At 57.7% G+C, this 17,124-nt stretch carries 30 protein-coding genes and 1 pseudogene; all 31 read right to left on the bottom strand.

From position 1 onward, the window contains the following. Window positions 1–22 precede the first annotated feature (22 nt). Window positions 23–487 (bottom strand): bacterioferritin, encoded by a 465-nt coding sequence (gene bfr / locus BVH01_RS17430; protein ID WP_075931520.1) that lies wholly within the window; start codon window positions 485–487, stop codon window positions 23–25. A gap of 143 nt (window positions 488–630) precedes the next feature. Further along, window positions 631–2,922, bottom strand: a complete 2,292-nt coding sequence (katG, locus tag BVH01_RS17425; RefSeq protein ID WP_075931519.1) for a catalase/peroxidase HPI — start codon at window positions 2,920–2,922, stop codon at window positions 631–633. A gap of 173 nt (window positions 2,923–3,095) precedes the next feature. Beyond that, on the bottom strand, window positions 3,096–3,482 hold the full coding sequence (rplQ, locus tag BVH01_RS17420; protein ID WP_042552930.1) for a 50S ribosomal protein L17: 387 nt from the start codon (window positions 3,480–3,482) through the stop codon (window positions 3,096–3,098). 43 nt (window positions 3,483–3,525) lie between these two features. Then, complete coding sequence (gene rpoA, locus BVH01_RS17415) at window positions 3,526–4,527, bottom strand: DNA-directed RNA polymerase subunit alpha (RefSeq protein ID WP_013789775.1); 1,002 nt, start codon at window positions 4,525–4,527, stop codon at window positions 3,526–3,528. Window positions 4,528–4,549: 22 nt separating this feature from the next. Next, on the bottom strand, window positions 4,550–5,170 hold the full coding sequence (rpsD, locus tag BVH01_RS17410; RefSeq protein WP_013789774.1) for a 30S ribosomal protein S4: 621 nt from the start codon (window positions 5,168–5,170) through the stop codon (window positions 4,550–4,552). Between the two features lie 17 nt (window positions 5,171–5,187). Then, window positions 5,188–5,577: a 30S ribosomal protein S11 gene (gene rpsK, locus BVH01_RS17405; RefSeq protein WP_013789773.1), complete on the bottom strand. Its 390-nt coding sequence runs from the start codon at window positions 5,575–5,577 to the stop codon at window positions 5,188–5,190. A gap of 30 nt (window positions 5,578–5,607) precedes the next feature. Continuing rightward, on the bottom strand, window positions 5,608–5,964 hold the full coding sequence (rpsM, locus tag BVH01_RS17400; RefSeq protein ID WP_070887128.1) for a 30S ribosomal protein S13: 357 nt from the start codon (window positions 5,962–5,964) through the stop codon (window positions 5,608–5,610). Between the two features lie 131 nt (window positions 5,965–6,095). Continuing rightward, window positions 6,096–6,212 carry a 50S ribosomal protein L36 gene (rpmJ, locus tag BVH01_RS17395; RefSeq protein WP_002555468.1) on the bottom strand — a complete coding sequence of 39 codons (117 nt, stop codon included), beginning with the start codon at window positions 6,210–6,212 and terminating at the stop codon, window positions 6,096–6,098. A gap of 28 nt (window positions 6,213–6,240) precedes the next feature. Continuing rightward, window positions 6,241–7,569, bottom strand: coding sequence for a preprotein translocase subunit SecY (secY, locus tag BVH01_RS17390; RefSeq protein WP_075931518.1), 1,329 nt, complete (start codon window positions 7,567–7,569; stop codon window positions 6,241–6,243). Next, window positions 7,570–8,004, bottom strand: coding sequence for a 50S ribosomal protein L15 (gene rplO / locus BVH01_RS17385; RefSeq protein ID WP_070887126.1), 435 nt, complete (start codon window positions 8,002–8,004; stop codon window positions 7,570–7,572). Window positions 8,005–8,007: 3 nt separating this feature from the next. After that, window positions 8,008–8,187, bottom strand: coding sequence for a 50S ribosomal protein L30 (gene rpmD / locus BVH01_RS17380; RefSeq protein WP_013789769.1), 180 nt, complete (start codon window positions 8,185–8,187; stop codon window positions 8,008–8,010). 2 nt (window positions 8,188–8,189) lie between these two features. Continuing rightward, complete coding sequence (gene rpsE, locus BVH01_RS17375) at window positions 8,190–8,690, bottom strand: 30S ribosomal protein S5 (protein ID WP_013789768.1); 501 nt, start codon at window positions 8,688–8,690, stop codon at window positions 8,190–8,192. Between the two features lie 3 nt (window positions 8,691–8,693). Then, the gene (gene rplR / locus BVH01_RS17370; protein WP_003293038.1) at window positions 8,694–9,044 is read right to left on the bottom strand and encodes a 50S ribosomal protein L18; all 351 of its coding nucleotides are present in this window, start codon (window positions 9,042–9,044) and stop codon (window positions 8,694–8,696) included. 11 nt (window positions 9,045–9,055) lie between these two features. After that, window positions 9,056–9,589, bottom strand: coding sequence for a 50S ribosomal protein L6 (gene rplF, locus BVH01_RS17365; RefSeq protein WP_013789767.1), 534 nt, complete (start codon window positions 9,587–9,589; stop codon window positions 9,056–9,058). A gap of 12 nt (window positions 9,590–9,601) precedes the next feature. Beyond that, the gene (gene rpsH, locus BVH01_RS17360) at window positions 9,602–9,994 is read right to left on the bottom strand and encodes a 30S ribosomal protein S8 (RefSeq protein WP_013789766.1); all 393 of its coding nucleotides are present in this window, start codon (window positions 9,992–9,994) and stop codon (window positions 9,602–9,604) included. A gap of 184 nt (window positions 9,995–10,178) precedes the next feature. Then, entirely contained in the window at window positions 10,179–10,484 is a 306-nt protein-coding gene (gene rpsN, locus BVH01_RS17355) for a 30S ribosomal protein S14 (protein ID WP_013789765.1), read from the bottom strand. A 13-nt stretch (window positions 10,485–10,497) separates the two neighbouring features. Next, window positions 10,498–11,037, bottom strand: coding sequence for a 50S ribosomal protein L5 (gene rplE, locus BVH01_RS17350; protein WP_013789764.1), 540 nt, complete (start codon window positions 11,035–11,037; stop codon window positions 10,498–10,500). A gap of 19 nt (window positions 11,038–11,056) precedes the next feature. After that, window positions 11,057–11,371 (bottom strand): 50S ribosomal protein L24, encoded by a 315-nt coding sequence (gene rplX, locus BVH01_RS17345; RefSeq protein ID WP_003463290.1) that lies wholly within the window; start codon window positions 11,369–11,371, stop codon window positions 11,057–11,059. 11 nt (window positions 11,372–11,382) lie between these two features. After that, a complete protein-coding gene (gene rplN / locus BVH01_RS17340; RefSeq protein ID WP_002555479.1) occupies window positions 11,383–11,751 on the bottom strand; it encodes a 50S ribosomal protein L14 in 369 nt (122 codons plus the stop codon). A 23-nt stretch (window positions 11,752–11,774) separates the two neighbouring features. Further along, window positions 11,775–12,041 (bottom strand): 30S ribosomal protein S17, encoded by a 267-nt coding sequence (gene rpsQ, locus BVH01_RS17335; RefSeq protein ID WP_003243904.1) that lies wholly within the window; start codon window positions 12,039–12,041, stop codon window positions 11,775–11,777. 2 nt (window positions 12,042–12,043) lie between these two features. Next, a complete protein-coding gene (gene rpmC / locus BVH01_RS17330) occupies window positions 12,044–12,235 on the bottom strand; it encodes a 50S ribosomal protein L29 (protein WP_013789763.1) in 192 nt (63 codons plus the stop codon). Continuing rightward, window positions 12,235–12,648 (bottom strand): 50S ribosomal protein L16, encoded by a 414-nt coding sequence (gene rplP, locus BVH01_RS17325; protein ID WP_003243901.1) that lies wholly within the window; start codon window positions 12,646–12,648, stop codon window positions 12,235–12,237. Before rplP ends, rpmC begins: the two co-directional genes overlap by 1 nt. Before the next feature lie 12 nt (window positions 12,649–12,660). Then, on the bottom strand, window positions 12,661–13,347 hold the full coding sequence (gene rpsC, locus BVH01_RS17320; RefSeq protein WP_013789762.1) for a 30S ribosomal protein S3: 687 nt from the start codon (window positions 13,345–13,347) through the stop codon (window positions 12,661–12,663). A gap of 13 nt (window positions 13,348–13,360) precedes the next feature. Further along, window positions 13,361–13,693, bottom strand: coding sequence for a 50S ribosomal protein L22 (gene rplV, locus BVH01_RS17315; protein ID WP_003103908.1), 333 nt, complete (start codon window positions 13,691–13,693; stop codon window positions 13,361–13,363). An 11-nt stretch (window positions 13,694–13,704) separates the two neighbouring features. Beyond that, window positions 13,705–13,980, bottom strand: a complete 276-nt coding sequence (rpsS, locus tag BVH01_RS17310) for a 30S ribosomal protein S19 (protein ID WP_013789761.1) — start codon at window positions 13,978–13,980, stop codon at window positions 13,705–13,707. A gap of 16 nt (window positions 13,981–13,996) precedes the next feature. After that, complete coding sequence (gene rplB / locus BVH01_RS17305; RefSeq protein WP_013789760.1) at window positions 13,997–14,821, bottom strand: 50S ribosomal protein L2; 825 nt, start codon at window positions 14,819–14,821, stop codon at window positions 13,997–13,999. Window positions 14,822–14,835: 14 nt separating this feature from the next. Beyond that, window positions 14,836–15,138 carry a 50S ribosomal protein L23 gene (gene rplW / locus BVH01_RS17300; RefSeq protein WP_013789759.1) on the bottom strand — a complete coding sequence of 101 codons (303 nt, stop codon included), beginning with the start codon at window positions 15,136–15,138 and terminating at the stop codon, window positions 14,836–14,838. Continuing rightward, the gene (gene rplD, locus BVH01_RS17295) at window positions 15,135–15,737 is read right to left on the bottom strand and encodes a 50S ribosomal protein L4 (RefSeq protein ID WP_013789758.1); all 603 of its coding nucleotides are present in this window, start codon (window positions 15,735–15,737) and stop codon (window positions 15,135–15,137) included. Before rplD ends, rplW begins: the two co-directional genes overlap by 4 nt. Before the next feature lie 12 nt (window positions 15,738–15,749). Continuing rightward, complete coding sequence (rplC, locus tag BVH01_RS17290; RefSeq protein WP_013789757.1) at window positions 15,750–16,385, bottom strand: 50S ribosomal protein L3; 636 nt, start codon at window positions 16,383–16,385, stop codon at window positions 15,750–15,752. An 82-nt stretch (window positions 16,386–16,467) separates the two neighbouring features. Beyond that, window positions 16,468–16,779 (bottom strand): 30S ribosomal protein S10, encoded by a 312-nt coding sequence (gene rpsJ, locus BVH01_RS17285; protein ID WP_013789756.1) that lies wholly within the window; start codon window positions 16,777–16,779, stop codon window positions 16,468–16,470. Between the two features lie 183 nt (window positions 16,780–16,962). After that, window positions 16,963–17,124 (bottom strand): annotated as a pseudogene (tuf, locus tag BVH01_RS17280) (elongation factor Tu); the annotation flags it as partial.

Below are 17,124 nucleotides of genomic sequence, written 5' to 3'. Positions count from 1 at the left end.
GGGGCTTTTTCTTGCCGATGATCTACATCTGGCTCTGCAGGTATTTCTCCAGGCCCAGCTTGTCGATCAGCTGCAGCTGGATCTCCAGCCAGTAAGCATGGTCTTCCTCGGTATCCTTGAGTTGCAGCAGCAGGATATCGCGGGTCTGATAATCCTGATGGCGCTCGCACAGTTCGATGCCCTTGCTCAGGGCCGCACGCACTTGATACTCGAGAGCCAGATCCAGTTTCAGGGCATCCGGCACGGTCTGCCCGAAGGTGAAGGCATCCGGCACCATGTCCGGAACGCCTTCCAGGAACAGAATCCGCTTGAGCAGGGCATCGGCGTGCTGGGTCTCCTCCTCCATCTCGTGGTTGATGCGTTCGTAGAGCTTGCTGAAGCCCCAGTCTTCGTACTGACGCGAGTGGATGAAATACTGATCGCGCGCGGCCAGCTCTCCTTTGAGCAGGGTTTTGAGGTAGTCGATGACTTCGATGTGGCCCTTCATGCGCGGAATCCTTGGTGCAGCGAATGGAATAGGTGAATGCTCGGCCCATCACCCGTCGGGGTCAAGCAAAAAGCACAACGCCTCCGAAAGGAGGCGTTGGCTTGAGCCGCTCACCGAGCCGGGCGCATGCGCCCGGCCATGGATCAGGCGAGGTCGAAGCGGTCGAGGTTCATGACCTTGGTCCAGGCGGCCACGAAGTCCTCGATGAAGCGCGCATCGGCGCTGGCATAGACCTCGGCCTGGGCACGCAGAATGGCGTTGGAGCCGAACACCAGGTCCACCCGGGTACCCGTCCACTTCAATTCGCCGCTCTTGCGGTCACGCCCCTCGAACAGATTGCCGTCACCGGCCGCCGCCTTCCAAGCAGTGCCCATGTCGAGCAGGTTGACGAAGAAGTCGTTGGTCAGCGCGCCAGGCTTGTCGGTCAATACACCGTGGCTCGTACCCTCCACGTTGATGTTGATCGCTCGCAGGCCGCCGACCAGTACCGTCAGTTCCGGCGCCGTCAGGGTCAGCAGTTGCGCCTTGTCGATCAGCAGCGCCTCGGCTGGCACGCTGTAGCGGCCTTTGAGGTAGTTGCGGAAGCCATCGGCGATCGGTTCGAGCACCGCGAAGGACTCGACATCGGTCTGCGCCTGGGACGCATCGCTGCGGCCTGGCGAAAACGGCACCTTCACGGTACGACCCGCCTTGCTGGCGGCCTGCTCGATACCGGCATTACCGGCCAGTACGATAAGGTCGGCCAGGCTCACCTGCTTGCCGCCGGTAGCGGAGCGGTTGAACTCGCCGCGAATGCCTTCCAGCCTCGCCAGCACTTTGGCCAGTTGCTCGGGCTGGTTAGCCGCCCAATCCTTCTGTGGTGCCAGGCGAATACGGGCGCCATTGGCACCGCCGCGCTTGTCGGACCCACGGAAGGTCGAAGCCGAAGCCCAGGCAGTGCCGACCAGCTCGGCCACCGACAGGCCAGAGGCCAGCACCTGTGCCTTGAGGGTCGCCACGTCCGCGTCGTCGATCAGCGGATGATGAACAGCCGGCAGCGGGTCTTGCCACAACAGCTCTTCTTTCGGAACTTCTGGGCCCAGGTAACGCGACTTCGGCCCGAGATCGCGGTGGGTCAACTTGAACCAGGCGCGGGCGAACGCTTCGGCGAAGGCTTGCGGATTCTCCAGGAAGCGACGCGAGATCTTCTCGTAGGCGGGGTCGAAACGCAGCGACAAGTCGGTAGTCAGCATCGTCGGCAGGCGCTTCTTCGACGGGTCGTGGGCATCTGGGATGATCGCCTCGGCGTTCTTGGCCACCCACTGATGAGCACCGGCCGGGCTCTTGGTCAATTCCCACTCGAACTTGAACAGGTTCTCGAAGAACTCGTTACCCCACTGCGCGGGCGTGCTGGTCCAGGTCACTTCCAGGCCACTGGTGATCGCATCGCCGGCCTTGCCGCTGCCGAACGAGCTGCTCCAGCCCAGGCCCTGCTCTTCCAGGCCGGCCGCTTCCGGCTCGGCGCCAACGTGATCGGCCGGGCCGGCACCGTGGGTCTTGCCGAAGGTGTGACCGCCGGCGATCAGCGCCACGGTTTCTTCATCGTTCATCGCCATGCGCGCGAAGGTCTCGCGGATGTCATGGGCGGCGGCGAGCGGATCGGGATTGCCTTCAGGGCCTTCCGGGTTCACATAGATGAGGCCCATCTGCACGGCAGCGAGCGGGTTCTCCAGGTTACGGCCCTGACCGTCGGTACGGTCCTGCTCCTGGCCATGCAGCTCTGCGTCGGCGACCAGTACGCCCTGATCGTCTTCACGGCCGGCAGCGCCCTTGCCATAGCGCTCGTCGCCGCCCAGCCAGGTCTTTTCAGTACCCCAGTAAACGTCCTGATCCGGTTCCCAGGTATCTACGCGGCCACCGGCGAAGCCGAAGGTGCGGAAGCCCATGGTTTCCAGGGCAACGTTGCCGGTCAGCACCAACAGATCGGCCCAGGAAATTTTCTGCCCGTACTTCTGCTTGATCGGCCACAGCAAGCGGCGCGACTTGTCGATGTTGACGTTGTCCGGCCAGCTGTTGAGCGGCGCGAAACGTTGCTGCCCACGGCCAGCGCCGCCACGGCCATCTCCCGTGCGATAGGTACCGGCAGCGTGCCAGGCCATACGGATGAATTGCGGGCCGTAGTGGCCGAAGTCAGCGGGCCACCACTCCTGCGAGTCGGTCATCAGGGCGCGCAGGTCTTTCTTCAGCGCCTCATAGTCCAGCGAGTTGAAGGCGTCGGCATAGTTGAAGTCCTCACCCAGCGGGTTGGACTTGGAGGAGTGCTGGTGCAGCAGCTCGACACGCAGCTGATTGGGCCACCAGTCACGGTTACCGGTACCGCCACCAGCGGCATGCTTCGGCTTTTCCGCAGAGGCGTTCCCCGAAAAGGGGCATTTGCCCTCGGTCTTGTCACTCATCGTCTATCTCCTTAGCTGGCCTGATCGTTCCCGACTGAGCGGGATTGACATTGAGTATTAACGAGCACAGGCGAAGCGACAAATGAATAAGAACTTGCAGCACGATAGTTTTTTACTAAAAACCACATATAAAAAAACCGGGCCTAAGCCCGGTTCTTTTTTGCAACGATGCCTTACTCGGCAGCTTCTACTGCGCCGCCGACCGGACGGTCGACCAGCTCAACATAAGCCATCGGAGCATTGTCGCCAGCGCGGAAGCCGCACTTGAGGATACGCAGGTAACCGCCCTGACGGGTGGCATAGCGCTTGCCCAGATCGTTGAACAGTTTACCAACGATAGCTTTCGAACGAGTACGGTCGAAAGCCAGACGACGGTTGGCGACGCTGTCTTCTTTAGCCAGGGTGATCAGCGGCTCGGCAACGCGGCGCAGTTCCTTGGCTTTCGGCAGAGTAGTTTTGATCAGCTCATGCTCGAACAGCGATACCGCCATGTTCTGAAACATGGCCTTGCGGTGAGCGCTGGTGCGGCTGAGGTGACGGCCACTTTTACGATGACGCATGGTTCAATTCCTTACCAAACTACACGTTCGGTGATGATGACGATCAGGCAGTGGCCTTGTCGTCTTTCTTCAGACTTGCCGGCGGCCAGTTGTCGAGGCGCATACCGAGGGACAGACCACGGGAAGCCAGAACGTCCTTGATTTCGGTCAGGGACTTCTTACCCAGGTTCGGCGTTTTGAGCAGCTCTACTTCGGTGCGCTGGATCAGGTCACCAATGTAGTAGATGTTCTCTGCCTTGAGGCAGTTGGCCGAACGGACGGTCAGTTCAAGGTCATCAACCGGACGCAGCAGGATCGGATCGATCTCGTCTTCCTGCTCGATAACAACCGGCTCGCTGTCGCCCTTCAGGTCGACGAATGCAGCCAGCTGCTGTTGCAGGATGGTAGCGGCACGACGGATGGCCTCTTCAGGATCCAGGGTACCGTTGGTTTCGAGATCGATAACCAGCTTGTCCAGGTTGGTGCGCTGCTCGACGCGAGCGTTTTCCACCACGTAAGACACGCGACGCACCGGGCTGAAGGAAGAGTCGAGCTGCAAGCGACCAATGCTGCGGCTTTCATCTTCATCGCTCTGGCGCGAATCGGCCGGCTCGTAGCCGCGACCACGAGCTACGACGAGCTTCATGTTCAGCGCGCCATTAGCGGCCAGATTGGCGATTACGTGGTCGCCGTTGACGATTTCAACATCATGATCCAGCTGAATGTCGGCAGCGGTTACGACGCCAGAGCCCTTCTTCGCCAGAGTCAGTGTAACTTCGTCTCGACCGTGCAGTTTGATGGCCAGACCTTTGAGGTTGAGCAGGATTTCAATGACGTCTTCCTGAACACCTTCAATGGCGCTGTACTCATGGAGTACACCGTCAATCTCGGCCTCGACTACTGCACAGCCAGGCATGGAGGACAACAGGATGCGACGCAGCGCGTTGCCCAGGGTATGGCCGAAACCACGCTCGAGAGGCTCGAGGGTGATCTTGGCGCGGGTCTGACTGACCACCTGCACATCGATATGGCGGGGGGTCAGGAACTCATTTACCGAAATCTGCATGGATGCACCTATTTTCTAGCCCTTACTTGGAGTAGAGCTCGACAATCAGGCTCTCGTTGATGTCAGCGGAGAGATCACCACGAACCGGAACGCTTTTGAACACGCCGGATTTCTTCTCGGTGTCTACATCTACCCACTCAACACGGCCACGCTGAGCACACAGCTCAAGAGCCTGAACGATGCGCAGCTGATTCTTCGACTTCTCGCGAACTGCAACCACGTCACCAGCTTTGACCTGGTAGGACGGTACGTTGACAGTCTTGCCGTTTACGCTGATCGCTTTGTGCGAAACCAGCTGACGGGACTCGGCACGAGTAGCGCCGAAACCCATACGGTAAACGACGTTATCCAGACGGCACTCGAGCAGTTGCAGCAGGTTTTCGCCGGTAGCGCCTTTCTGGCTAGCTGCCTGCTTGTAGTAACCGCTGAACTGACGCTCCAGTACACCGTAGATACGACGAACTTTTTGCTTCTCACGCAGCTGGGTGCCGTAGTCGGACTGACGGCCACGGCGCTGACCGTGGATACCTGGGGCTGCTTCGATGTTGCACTTCGATTCCAGAGCGCGGACGCCACTCTTCAGGAACAGATCAGTGCCTTCACGACGAGACAGTTTGCATTTGGGACCAATGTAACGAGCCATTTCTCACTGTCTCCTGATTACACGCGACGCTTCTTCGAAGGACGGCACCCGTTATGCGGGATTGGCGTCACATCGGTGATGCTGGCGATCTTGTAACCGCAGCCGTTAAGAGCACGGACAGCGGACTCACGACCCGGACCTGGGCCCTTGACGTTGACGTCGAGGTTCTTCAGGCCGTATTCCAGCGCAGCTTGACCAGCACGCTCAGCAGCCACCTGGGCAGCGAACGGGGTGGACTTGCGGGAACCGCGGAAACCCGAACCACCGGAAGTAGCCCAGGACAGGGCGTTACCTTGACGGTCGGTAATGGTCACGATGGTGTTGTTGAAAGAAGCGTGGATGTGGGCGATGCCATCAACCACCGTCTTTTTGACTTTCTTACGAGTACGAGCAGCAGGTTTTGCCATGACTAAATTCCTGTCGATTCGCGAACGCGATTACTTGCGGATCGGCTTACGCGGGCCCTTGCGGGTGCGTGCGTTGGTCTTGGTGCGCTGACCGCGAACCGGCAGACCTTTACGATGACGCAGGCCGCGGTAGCAACCCAGATCCATCAAGCGTTTGATTTTCATGTTCACTTCACGGCGCAGATCACCCTCGGTATTCACCTTGGCGACTTCACCACGCAGCTGCTCGATCTGCTCGTCAGAGAGATCCTTGATCTTTGCTGCCGGATTAATACCGGTAGCGGCACAGATCTTCTGTGCAGTAGTGCGACCAACACCAAAGATGTAGGTCAGCGAGATAACAGCGTGCTTGTTATCCGGAATGTTAACGCCTGCAATACGGGCCATTCAGTGGAACTCCAATTGACAGCTACCTACGCCCCGGAAGCCAAGAAATGGGGCGCGAGATATTATCGCTGTAAAAACAAATAATCAACCCGGCAGCGCACTAGCTGCCGGGCTTATAGCGTCGATCACATTCAGCCTTGGCGCTGTTTGTGACGCGGTTCCGCGCTGCAAATCACTCGCACTACACCTTCACGGCGAATAATTTTGCAGTTGCGGCACAGCTTTTTCACCGATGCACGAACTTTCATCACCAACTCCTCGAACCCTATGGACACTTCAGCGGAGCATGCCGCTGCCGTAGCCCTTCAGGTTGGCTTTCTTCATCAGGGATTCGTACTGGTGCGAAACGAGGTGCGATTGTACTTGCGACATGAAGTCCATCACAACCACCACCACGATCAGCAACGAGGTCCCGCCAAGGTAGAACGGTACGTTGGCCGCCACCACCAGGAACTGGGGCAACAAGCATACGGCCGTCATGTACAGAGCACCGAACATGGTCAAGCGAGTCAGAACGCCATCGATATAGCGTGCAGACTGCTCACCGGGACGGATACCCGGAATAAAGGCACCGGACTTCTTCAGGTTTTCCGCTACGTCTTTGGGGTTGAACATCAGCGCTGTGTAGAAGAAGCAGAAGAAGATGATCCCTGCACTAAACAGCAAAATGTTCAACGGCTGACCAGGAGCGATAGCCTGTGAAATATCCTGCAGCCAGCCCATACCTTCGGACTGACCAAACCAGGCACCCAGCGAGGCCGGGAACAACAGAAGGCTGCTGGCGAAAATGGCCGGGATTACGCCCGCCATGTTCACCTTCAACGGCAGGTGGCTGGTCTGCGCAGCGAAGACCTTGCGGCCCTGCTGACGCTTGGCGTAGTGCACCGCAATGCGACGCTGGCCACGCTCAATGAACACCACGAAACCGATGATCGCTACTGCCAGCAAACCGATGGCGATGAGAGCGAAAATATTGATATCGCCCTGACGTGCAGACTCGAAAGACTGCCCGATCGCCGACGGCAGACCGGCTACGATGCCCGCAAAAATCAGCATCGAAATACCGTTGCCAACACCGCGCTCGGTGATTTGCTCGCCCAGCCACATCATGAACATCGCACCCGCCACGAACGTGGTGACTGCGACGAAGTGGAAGCCGAAATCGCCCGAGAACGCTACGCCCTGGCTCGCCAGACCAACGGACATGCCGATAGCCTGGACGAAAGCCAGAACCAAGGTGCCGTAGCGGGTGTACTGGCTGATCTTGCGACGACCAGCCTCACCTTCCTTCTTCAACTGCTCCAGCTGCGGACTGACGGCGGTCATCAGCTGCATGATGATCGATGCCGAGATGTACGGCATGATCCCCAGTGCAAAGATACTCATCCGCTCCAGCGCGCCGCCGGAAAACATGTTGAACAAGCTAAGAATGGTCCCCTCATTCTGTCGAAACAGATCGGCCAGACGGTCAGGGTTTATACCGGGAACTGGGATATGCGCGCCGATTCGATAGACGATGATCGCCATGAACAGAAAACGCAGACGAGCCCAGAGTTCGGACAACCCGCCACCAGCCAGAGCAGAGAGAGCACCTTGCTTAGCCATTTATTCCTCGAACTTACCGCCAGCTGCTTCGATAGCCGCACGCGCACCTTTGGTGGCGGCGATACCTTTGAGGGTGACCGCACGAGTAATCTCACCGGACAGCATGACTTTCACACGCTGTACGTTTTGATTAATCAGGTTGGCATCCTTCAGCGCCTGCAGAGTAACTACGTCGCCTTCGATCTTGTTCAGCTCGGAAGTACGCACTTGCGCGCGATCCATAGCCTTCAGAGACACGAAACCGAACTTGGGAAGACGACGGTGCAGAGGCTGCTGGCCGCCTTCGAAACCCGGAGCAATGGTGCCACCGGAGCGGGAGGTCTGACCTTTGTGACCACGGCCACCGGTCTTGCCCAAACCACTACCGATACCACGGCCCGGACGGTGCTTCTCGCGACGGGAACCCGGCGCTGGACTCAAATCGTTCAGGTACATGGATCAACCCTCCACACGGAGAAGGTAATAAGCCTTGTTGATCATGCCGCGGTTTTCCGGAGTATCCAGAACTTCGACGGTATGATTGATGCGACGCAGGCCGAGGCCTTTGACGCAGGCTTTGTGATTGGCCAGACGGCCATTGGTGCTCTTGATCAGAGTCACTTTGACGGTGTTAGCCATGGTTAGAGAATCTCCTCGACACTCTTGCCACGCTTGGCTGCAACCGAATCCGGAGACTGCATAGCCTTCAGACCTTTGAAAGTGGCATGAACCACGTTCACGGGGTTGGTAGAGCCGTAGCACTTGGCCAGAACGTTCTGAACACCAGCGACTTCCAGGACGGCACGCATGGCGCCACCAGCGATGATGCCGGTACCTTCGGAAGCAGGCTGCATGTAAACCTTCGAAGCGCCGTGGGCGGACTTCATGGCGTACTGCAGAGTGGTGCCGTTCAGATCAACTTGGATCATGTTGCGACGAGCAGCTTCCATCGCTTTCTGGATGGCAGCCGGCACTTCACGGGATTTGCCACGGCCGAAACCTACACGGCCCTTGCCATCACCTACCACGGTCAGCGCGGTGAAGGTGAAGATACGGCCGCCTTTAACGGTCTTGGCAACGCGGTTCACCTGAACCAGCTTCTCGATATAGCCTTCGTCGCGCTTTTGGTCGTTATTTGCCATAACTTAGAACTCCAGCCCGCCTTCACGAGCAGCATCAGCCAGCGCCTTGACGCGGCCGTGGTACTTGAAGCCAGAACGGTCGAATGCAACCTGGGTCACACCAGCGGCTTTCGCACGCTCGGCAACCAGCTCACCAACTTTCTTGGCCGCGTCGACGTTGCCGGTGGCGCCGTCACGCAGTGCTTTGTCCAAGGTAGAGGCGCTGGCCAGAACCTTGCTGCCGTCGGCCGAGATGACCTGGGCATAGATGTGCTGCGAAGAGCGGTACACGCACAGACGCACGGCTTCGAGCTCGTGCATTTTCAGGCGTGCTTTGCGAGCGCGACGCAGACGAGTAACTTTTTTGTCGGTCATTTCCTAGCCCCTTACTTCTTCTTGGCTTCTTTACGGCGGACGACTTCGTCAGCGTAACGAACACCTTTGCCCTTGTAAGGTTCAGGACGGCGGAAGTCACGAATCTCCGCGGCAACCTGACCAACCAGCTGCTTGTCGACACCCTTGATCAGGATCTCGGTCTGGTTCGGGGTTTCGGCCACAACGCCTTCCGGCAGTTGGTAGTCGATAGGGTGAGAGAAGCCCAACGCCAGGTTCAGCACCTGACCCTTGGCCTGCGCCTTGTAACCAACACCGATCAGCTGGAGCTTGCGCTCGAAGCCTTGGCTTACGCCGATGACCATGTTGTTGACCAGAGCGCGGGTAGTACCGGCCATCGCACGAGTCTGCTGGTCGCCGTTGCGAGCAGCGAAACGCAGCTCACCGGATTCCTGCAGCACTTCAACGGACGAGTGAACGTTCAGTTCCAGAGTGCCCTTGGCACCCTTCACCGAAAGCTGCTGACCGGCGAGTTTGATCTCTACACCAGCAGGCAGCTTGACGGGGTTCTTAGCAACGCGAGACATGCTTATCCCCCCTTAGAACACAGTGCAAAGCACTTCGCCGCCGACACCGGCAGCGCGCGCAGCGCGGTCCGTCATCACACCCTTGTTGGTGGAGACGATGGAAACACCGAGACCGCCGCGAACTTTCGGCAGATCATCGACGGATTTGTACTGGCGAAGGCCGGGACGGCTGACGCGCTTGACTTCTTCGATGACCGGACGGCCTTCGAAGTACTTCAGCTCGATGGACAGCTGCGGCTTTGCTTCGCCGCTGATCTGATAACCCGCAATATAACCTTCGTCTTTCAGAACTTTGGCTACAGCCACCTTCAGGGTAGAAGAAGGCATGCTTACGACGGACTTTTCAGCCATCTGGGCATTACGGATACGAGTTAGCATGTCCGCTAACGGGTCCTGCATACTCATGGGCTAGACGCTCCTGATACAAAAAGAATTAGCCTCTCGGCTAAGAATCACCAGAACTCACGGAAATCCGGGCTCAGGCGAGCCGGGCATTCTAGAGACTGATCAAAAATGAATCAAGCCCCAAAAGGGGCTTGATTCATATTGCTTGTACGCCGGAGCTAGCTCCGGCGTTTGCCGCGTCGGCTTACCAGCTGGCTTTGACCAGACCTGGTACGTCGCCGCGCATGGCTGCTTCACGCAGCTTGATACGCGACAGACCGAACTTACGGAATACACCGTGCGGACGGCCGGTGATGCGGCAGCGGTTGCGCAGACGCGAAGCGCTGGCATCACGTGGCTGCTTCTGCAGGGCAACGCTGGCTTCCCAACGTGCTTCTGGAGTTGCGTTCTGATCCACGATGATGGCTTTCAGCTCGGCACGCTTTTTGGCGTACTTGGCAACCGTGCGCTGACGCTTCAGCTCGCGGTTTTTCATGCTCGTCTTGGCCATGTTCCTACTCCAATCAGTTGCGGAACGGGAATTTGAAAGCACGCAGCAGAGCGCGGCCTTCATCATCCGTACGGGCAGTGGTGGTCAGGGTGATGTCCAGACCACGCAGCGCATCGATCTTGTCGTAATCGATTTCCGGGAAGATGATCTGCTCTTTCACGCCCATGCTGTAGTTGCCGCGGCCGTCGAAGGACTTGGCATTCAGGCCGCGGAAGTCACGCACGCGCGGCAGGGAGATGGACAGCAGACGATCCAGGAACTCGTACATACGCTCGCGACGCAGAGTGACCTTGACGCCAATCGGCCAACCTTCACGAACCTTGAAACCTGCGATCGACTTACGGGCATGAGTCACAACGACTTTCTGACCGGTGATCTTCTCGAGGTCGGCAACGGCGTTCTCGATGACTTTCTTGTCACCGATCGCTTCGCCCAGGCCCATGTTCAGGGTGATCTTGGTGATGCGCGGAACTTCCATCACGTTCGCCAGCTTCAGTTCTTCCTTCAGCTTGGGCGCGATTTCCTTCCGGTAAATCTCTTTCAGTCGTGCCATGGTGTTTTACCTATGATTCTCAAGCGCCAACCGGCTTCTGGGTGGACTTGAAGACACGAATTTTCTTGCCGTCTTCGACTTTGAAACCAACGCGATCAGCCTTGTTGGTTTCGCTGTTGAAAATGGCAACGTTGGAAGCGTGCAGTGGCGCTTCTTTCTCGACGATACCGCCTTGAACGCCCGACATCGGGTTCGGCTTGGTATGACGCTTGACCAGGTTGATGCCACCGACGACCAGACGGTCGTCAGCGAGAACCTTGAGCACCTTACCGCGCTTACCTTTGTCTTTGCCGGCGATCACGATGATCTCGTCGTCACGACGAATCTTTTGCATGTCGGATCTCCTTAAAGCACTTCAGGGGCGAGCGAGACGATCTTCATGAACTTCTCGGTACGCAGTTCACGGGTCACTGGCCCGAAGATGCGGGTACCGATCGGCTCTTGCTTGTTGTTCAGCAGAACAGCAGCGTTGCCGTCGAAGCGGATGATCGAACCGTCGGCACGGCGAACGCCGTGACGGGTACGAACGACCACTGCGGTCATGACCTGACCTTTCTTCACTTTGCCGCGCGGAATTGCTTCCTTGACGGTGACCTTGATGATGTCGCCGATGCCGGCGTAGCGACGATGCGAACCGCCCAACACCTTGATGCACATGACGCGACGTGCACCGCTGTTGTCAGCCACATCGAGCATGGATTGAGTCTGAATCATAAAATTTCTCCGACCCTTAGCTCTTAGACTTCGACGGCGCGTTCGACGACTTCAACCAGAGCCCAGGACTTGGTCTTGGACTGCGGACGGGTTTCGCGGATGGAAACCTTGTCGCCGATCTTGCACTGGTTGGATTCGTCGTGAGCGTGCAGCTTGGTCGAACGCTTCACGTATTTACCGTAGATCGGGTGCTTTACGCGACGCTCGATCAGAACGGTGATGGTCTTGTCCATCTTGTCGCTGACGACACGGCCGGTCAGCGTACGGACTGTTTTTTCAACTTCGGCCATGATCACTTACCTGCCTGCTGGTTGAGCACAGTTTTCACACGAGCGATGTCGCGCTTAACTTGCGAGAGCAGGTGAGACTGCCCCAACTGGCCAGTTGCTTTCTGCATGCGCAGATTGAACTGGTCGCGCAGCAGGCCGAGCAGTTGCTCGTTCAGCTGCTCTGCGTTTTTTTCACGAAGTTCTTTCGCTTTCATCACATCACCGTCCGTTTAACAAAGGTGGTGGCGAGCGGCAGCTTTGCAGCAGCCAGGGCGAAAGCCTCACGCGCCAGCTCTTCGGAAACGCCTTCGATCTCGTACAGGACTTTGCCTGGCTGGATCTGGGCTACCCAATATTCAACGCCACCCTTACCTTTACCCATACGCACCTCGAGAGGCTTCTTGGTAACCGGCTTGTCCGGGAAAACGCGAATCCAGATCTTCCCGCCACGCTTGACGTGACGAGTCAGAGCACGACGAGCGGACTCGATCTGACGGGCGGTGAGACGACCGCGGGCAACGGACTTCAGCGCGAACTCGCCGAAGCTGACCTTGCTACCGCGCTGAGCCAGACCACGGTTGTGGCCGGTCATCTGCTTGCGGAACTTCGTACGCTTTGGTTGCAACATGATGCGTACTCCTTATTTCTTAGCAGCTTTACGAGGCGCAGGTGCTTGCGGCTTCAGCTCTTCATGGCGGCCACCGATGACCTCACCCTTGAAGATCCAAACCTTCACACCGATCACACCGTAAGTGGTGTGCGCTTCGTAGGTGGCATAGTCAATGTCAGCGCGCAGGGTGTGCAACGGCACACGACCTTCGCGATACCACTCGGTACGTGCGATTTCCGCACCGCCGAGACGACCACTCACCTGGATCTTGATGCCCTTGGCACCAATACGCATGGCGTTCTGTACAGCGCGCTTCATGGCGCGACGGAACATAACGCGACGCTCCAGCTGCTGAGCTACGCTCTGCGCAACCAGCATACCGTCGAGCTCCGGCTTGCGGATCTCTTCGATATTGATGTGCACTGGCACACCCATTTGCTTGGTCAGGTCCTGACGCAGCTTCTCAACATCTTCACCTTTCTTGCCGATCACAATGCCGGGACGAGCGGTGTGGATGGTGATGCGTGCGGTTTGGGCCGGACGAGCGATGTCGACACGGCTTACGGACGCGCTTTTTAGTTTGTCGAGGAGATACTCACGCACCTTCAGATCAGCGAACAGGTAGTCCGCATAAGTCCGGCCGTCTGCGTACCAGACGGAGGTGTGATCCTTGACGATTCCCAGGCGAATGCCAGTGGGATGTACTTTCTGACCCATCTGATCGACTCCGTTACTTGTCCGCAACCTTGACAGTGATATGGCAAGACCGCTTGACGATGCGATCAGCGCGGCCTTTGGCACGCGGCATGATGCGCTTCAGCGAACGCCCTTCGTTGACGAAAACGGTGCTGACCTTCAGGTCATCAACGTCGGCGCCTTCGTTGTGCTCGGCGTTGGCCACGGCCGACTCCAGCACTTTCTTCATGATTTCCGCGGCTTTCTTACTGCTGAAAGCCAGCAGGTTGAGCGCTTCGCCCACCTTCTTCCCGCGGATCTGGTCGGCGACCAAGCGGGCTTTCTGGGCGGAGATGCGAGCGCCCGACAACTTAGCGGCTACTTCCATTTCCTTACCCCTTAACGCTTGGCTTTCTTGTCAGCCACGTGCCCACGATAGGTACGGGTGCCGGCAAATTCGCCCAGTTTGTGGCCGACCATGTCTTCGTTCACGAGAACGGGGACGTGTTGGCGGCCGTTATGCACGGCGATGGTCAGACCGACCATCTGCGGCAGAATCATCGAACGGCGCGACCAGGTTTTAACCGGTTTGCGATCGTTCTTTTCTGCTGCCACTTCGACCTTCTTCAGTAGGTGAAGATCGATAAAAGGACCTTTTTTCAGAGAACGTGGCACTGTCGTATCCCTCTAGTTACTTGCGACGACGGACGATCATGTTGTCGGTGCGTTTGTTACCACGAGTCTTCGCGCCCTTCGTCGGGAAGCCCCATGGAGACACCGGATGACGACCACCAGAGGTACGACCTTCACCACCACCGTGTGGGTGGTCGACCGGGTTCATGGCAACACCACGAACGGTCGGGCGAACGCCACGCCAGCGCTTGGCACCAGCTTTACCCAGCGAACGCAGGCTGTGCTCGGAGTTCGAGACTTCACCCAGGGTCGCGCGGCATTCGGCCAGCACTTTACGCATTTCACCGCTGCGCAGACGCAGGGTGACGTAGACGCCTTCACGTGCGATCAGCTGAGCCGAAGCACCAGCGGAACGAGCGATTTGAGCACCTTTACCCGGCTTCAGCTCGATACCGTGAACGGTCGAACCCACCGGAATGTTACGCAGCGGCAGGCTGTTGCCGGCCTTGATCGGCGCCATCGAACCTGCAACCAGCTGATCGCCGGCGCTCACACCTTTCGGTGCGATGATGTAACGACGCTCACCATCGGCATATTTCAGCAGAGCGATGTGCGCGGTACGGTTCGGGTCATATTCAACGCGCTCGACAGTGGCAGGGATGCCATCTTTGTCGTTGCGACGAAAATCGACCAGACGGTAATGCTGCTTGTGACCACCACCGATATGACGGGTGGTGATACGGCCGTTGTTGTTACGACCGCCAGACTTCGACTTCTTCTCGAGCAGTGGAGCATGAGGAGCGCCTTTGTGCAGCTCCTGATTGACCACCTTGACCACAAAACGGCGGCCCGCGGAAGTCGGTTTGCATTTAACGATTGCCATGATGCACCCCTTCCTTACTCAGCACTGCTGGTGGCGAAATCGAGATCCTGGCCTGGCTGAAGGGAGATGATCGCCTTCTTCCAGTCGTTACGCTTGCCCAGACCGCGAGCGGTGCGCTTGCTCTTGCCCAGAACGTTCTGGGTAGTGACATGCTGAACCTTCACGCTGAACAGGCTTTCGACGGCCTTCTTGATTTCCAGCTTGGTTGCGTCAGTCGCAACTTTGAAAACGAACTGGCTTTTCTTGTCTGCCAGAGTCGTGGCCTTCTCGGAGATGTGCGGGCCAAGCAGCACTTTGAATACGCGTTCCTGGTTCATCCCAGCAGCTCCTCGAATTTCTTCACGGCAGAAACGGTAACCAGTACCTTTTCATACGCGATCAGACTGACCGGATCGGAACCCTGCACGTCACGAACGTCGACGTGTGGCAGGTTGCGAGCAGCCAGGTACAGATTTTGATCTACGGCGTCGGAGACGATCAGAACGTCGCTCAGACCCAGACCATTCAGCTTGCCCAGCAGCTCTTTGGTTTTCGGAGCCTCGACAGCGAAGTCTTCAACCACTACCAGACGGTCGCTACGGACCAGCTCAGCAAGAATCGAACGGATCGCAGCGCGATACATCTTCTTGTTCAGCTTCTGATCATGGTTCTGCGGACGTGCTGCGAAGGTCACACCACCGCCACGCCAGATCGGACCACGGGAGGTACCGGCACGCGCGCGGCCAGTACCCTTCTGACGCCACGGGCGCTTACCGCCACCGGAAACGTCGGAACGAGTCTTCTGCTGCTTGCTGCCCTGACGGCCGCCAGCCATGTAGGCGACGACAGCTTGGTGAACCAGGGTCTCGTTGTAGTCGCCACCGAAAGTCGCATCGGAGACTTCGATCGCTTGAGCGCCATTTACATTTAATTGCATGTCAGCTTCCCCTTAACCGCGAGCCTTGGCAGCCGGACGCACAACCAGGTTGCCGCCAGTAGCGCCAGGAACGGCACCCTTGACCAGCAGCAGGTTGCGTTCAGCATCCACGCGCACTACTTCCAGGGACTGCACAGTCACGCGCTCAGCACCCATGTGACCGGACATTTTCTTGCCCTTGAATACACGGCCCGGCGTCTGGCACTGGCCAATCGAACCCGGAACGCGGTGGGACACGGAGTTACCGTGGGTGTTGTCTTGGCCGCGGAAGTTCCAACGCTTGATGGTACCGGCGAAGCCTTTACCTTTGGACTGACCGGTCACGTCGACCAGTTGACCAGCTTGGAAAATTTCAGCGTTGATCAGATCGCCAGCCTGGTAGTCGCCTTCTTCAAGACGGAATTCCAGAACGGTACGACCTGCCGCGACGTTCGCCTTGGCGAAGTGACCGGCTTGAGCCTTGCTGACACGAGAAACGCGACGCTCGCCGACAGTGACTTGCACTGCACGATAGCCATCGGACTCCTCAGTTTTGAACTGGGTGACGCGATTCGGCTCGATCTCAATGACCGTGACCGGAATGGAGACACCTTCTTCGGTGAAAATGCGGGTCATGCCGCACTTACGACCGACTACACCAATAGTCATGTTGTAACCTCATGAGTGTACGGGGCTTTCACCCGCTATGGCCGCCCATTTCAGAGCGTTACACGACTAAAACCGCCAGGTTTTAGCCGAGGCTGATCTGCACTTCCACGCCAGCCGCAAGATCGAGCTTCATAAGAGCATCAACGGTTTTATCCGTTGGCTGGACGATGTCCAGTACACGCTTATGAGTGCGGATTTCGTACTGATCGCGAGCGTCTTTGTTGACGTGTGGCGAAGTCAGAACGGTGAACCGCTCTTTGCGAGTTGGCAGAGGAATCGGACCACGCACCTGAGCACCAGTACGTTTCGCGGTTTCCACGATTTCCTGGGTTGATTGATCGATCAGGCGATGGTCAAAAGCCTTCAACCGTATACGGATTTGTTGGTTTTGCATTTTGACCTCAGATTCCAAGCTGCGATTCCCAGTTAACGGACGCAATACGCCCGTTAAAAGGAGGCGTGATTCTATAGACGCCCCCAGGGAGTGTCAACCCGGTTAGAAAATAACCAGCAGATATCTTCCGCCCATAAAAAAGCCCCCGCTGGGCGGGGGCTCTTTTTGGATCAGATCAATCGATTACTCGACGATCTTGGCAACCACGCCAGCACCAACGGTACGACCACCTTCGCGAATGGCGAAGCGCAGGCCGTCTTCCATGGCGATCGGCTTGATCAGGGTGACAACCATTTTGATGTTGTCGCCCGGCATTACCATCTCAACGCCTTCCGGCAGTTCGCA

Source organism: Pseudomonas sp. PA1(2017) (assembly GCF_001945375.1).
In the GTDB taxonomy this organism is placed as follows: domain Bacteria; phylum Pseudomonadota; class Gammaproteobacteria; order Pseudomonadales; family Pseudomonadaceae; genus Aquipseudomonas.
The sequence above is the reverse complement of the archived record's forward strand: the minus strand, read 5'-3'. Positions and strand labels throughout refer to the sequence as shown.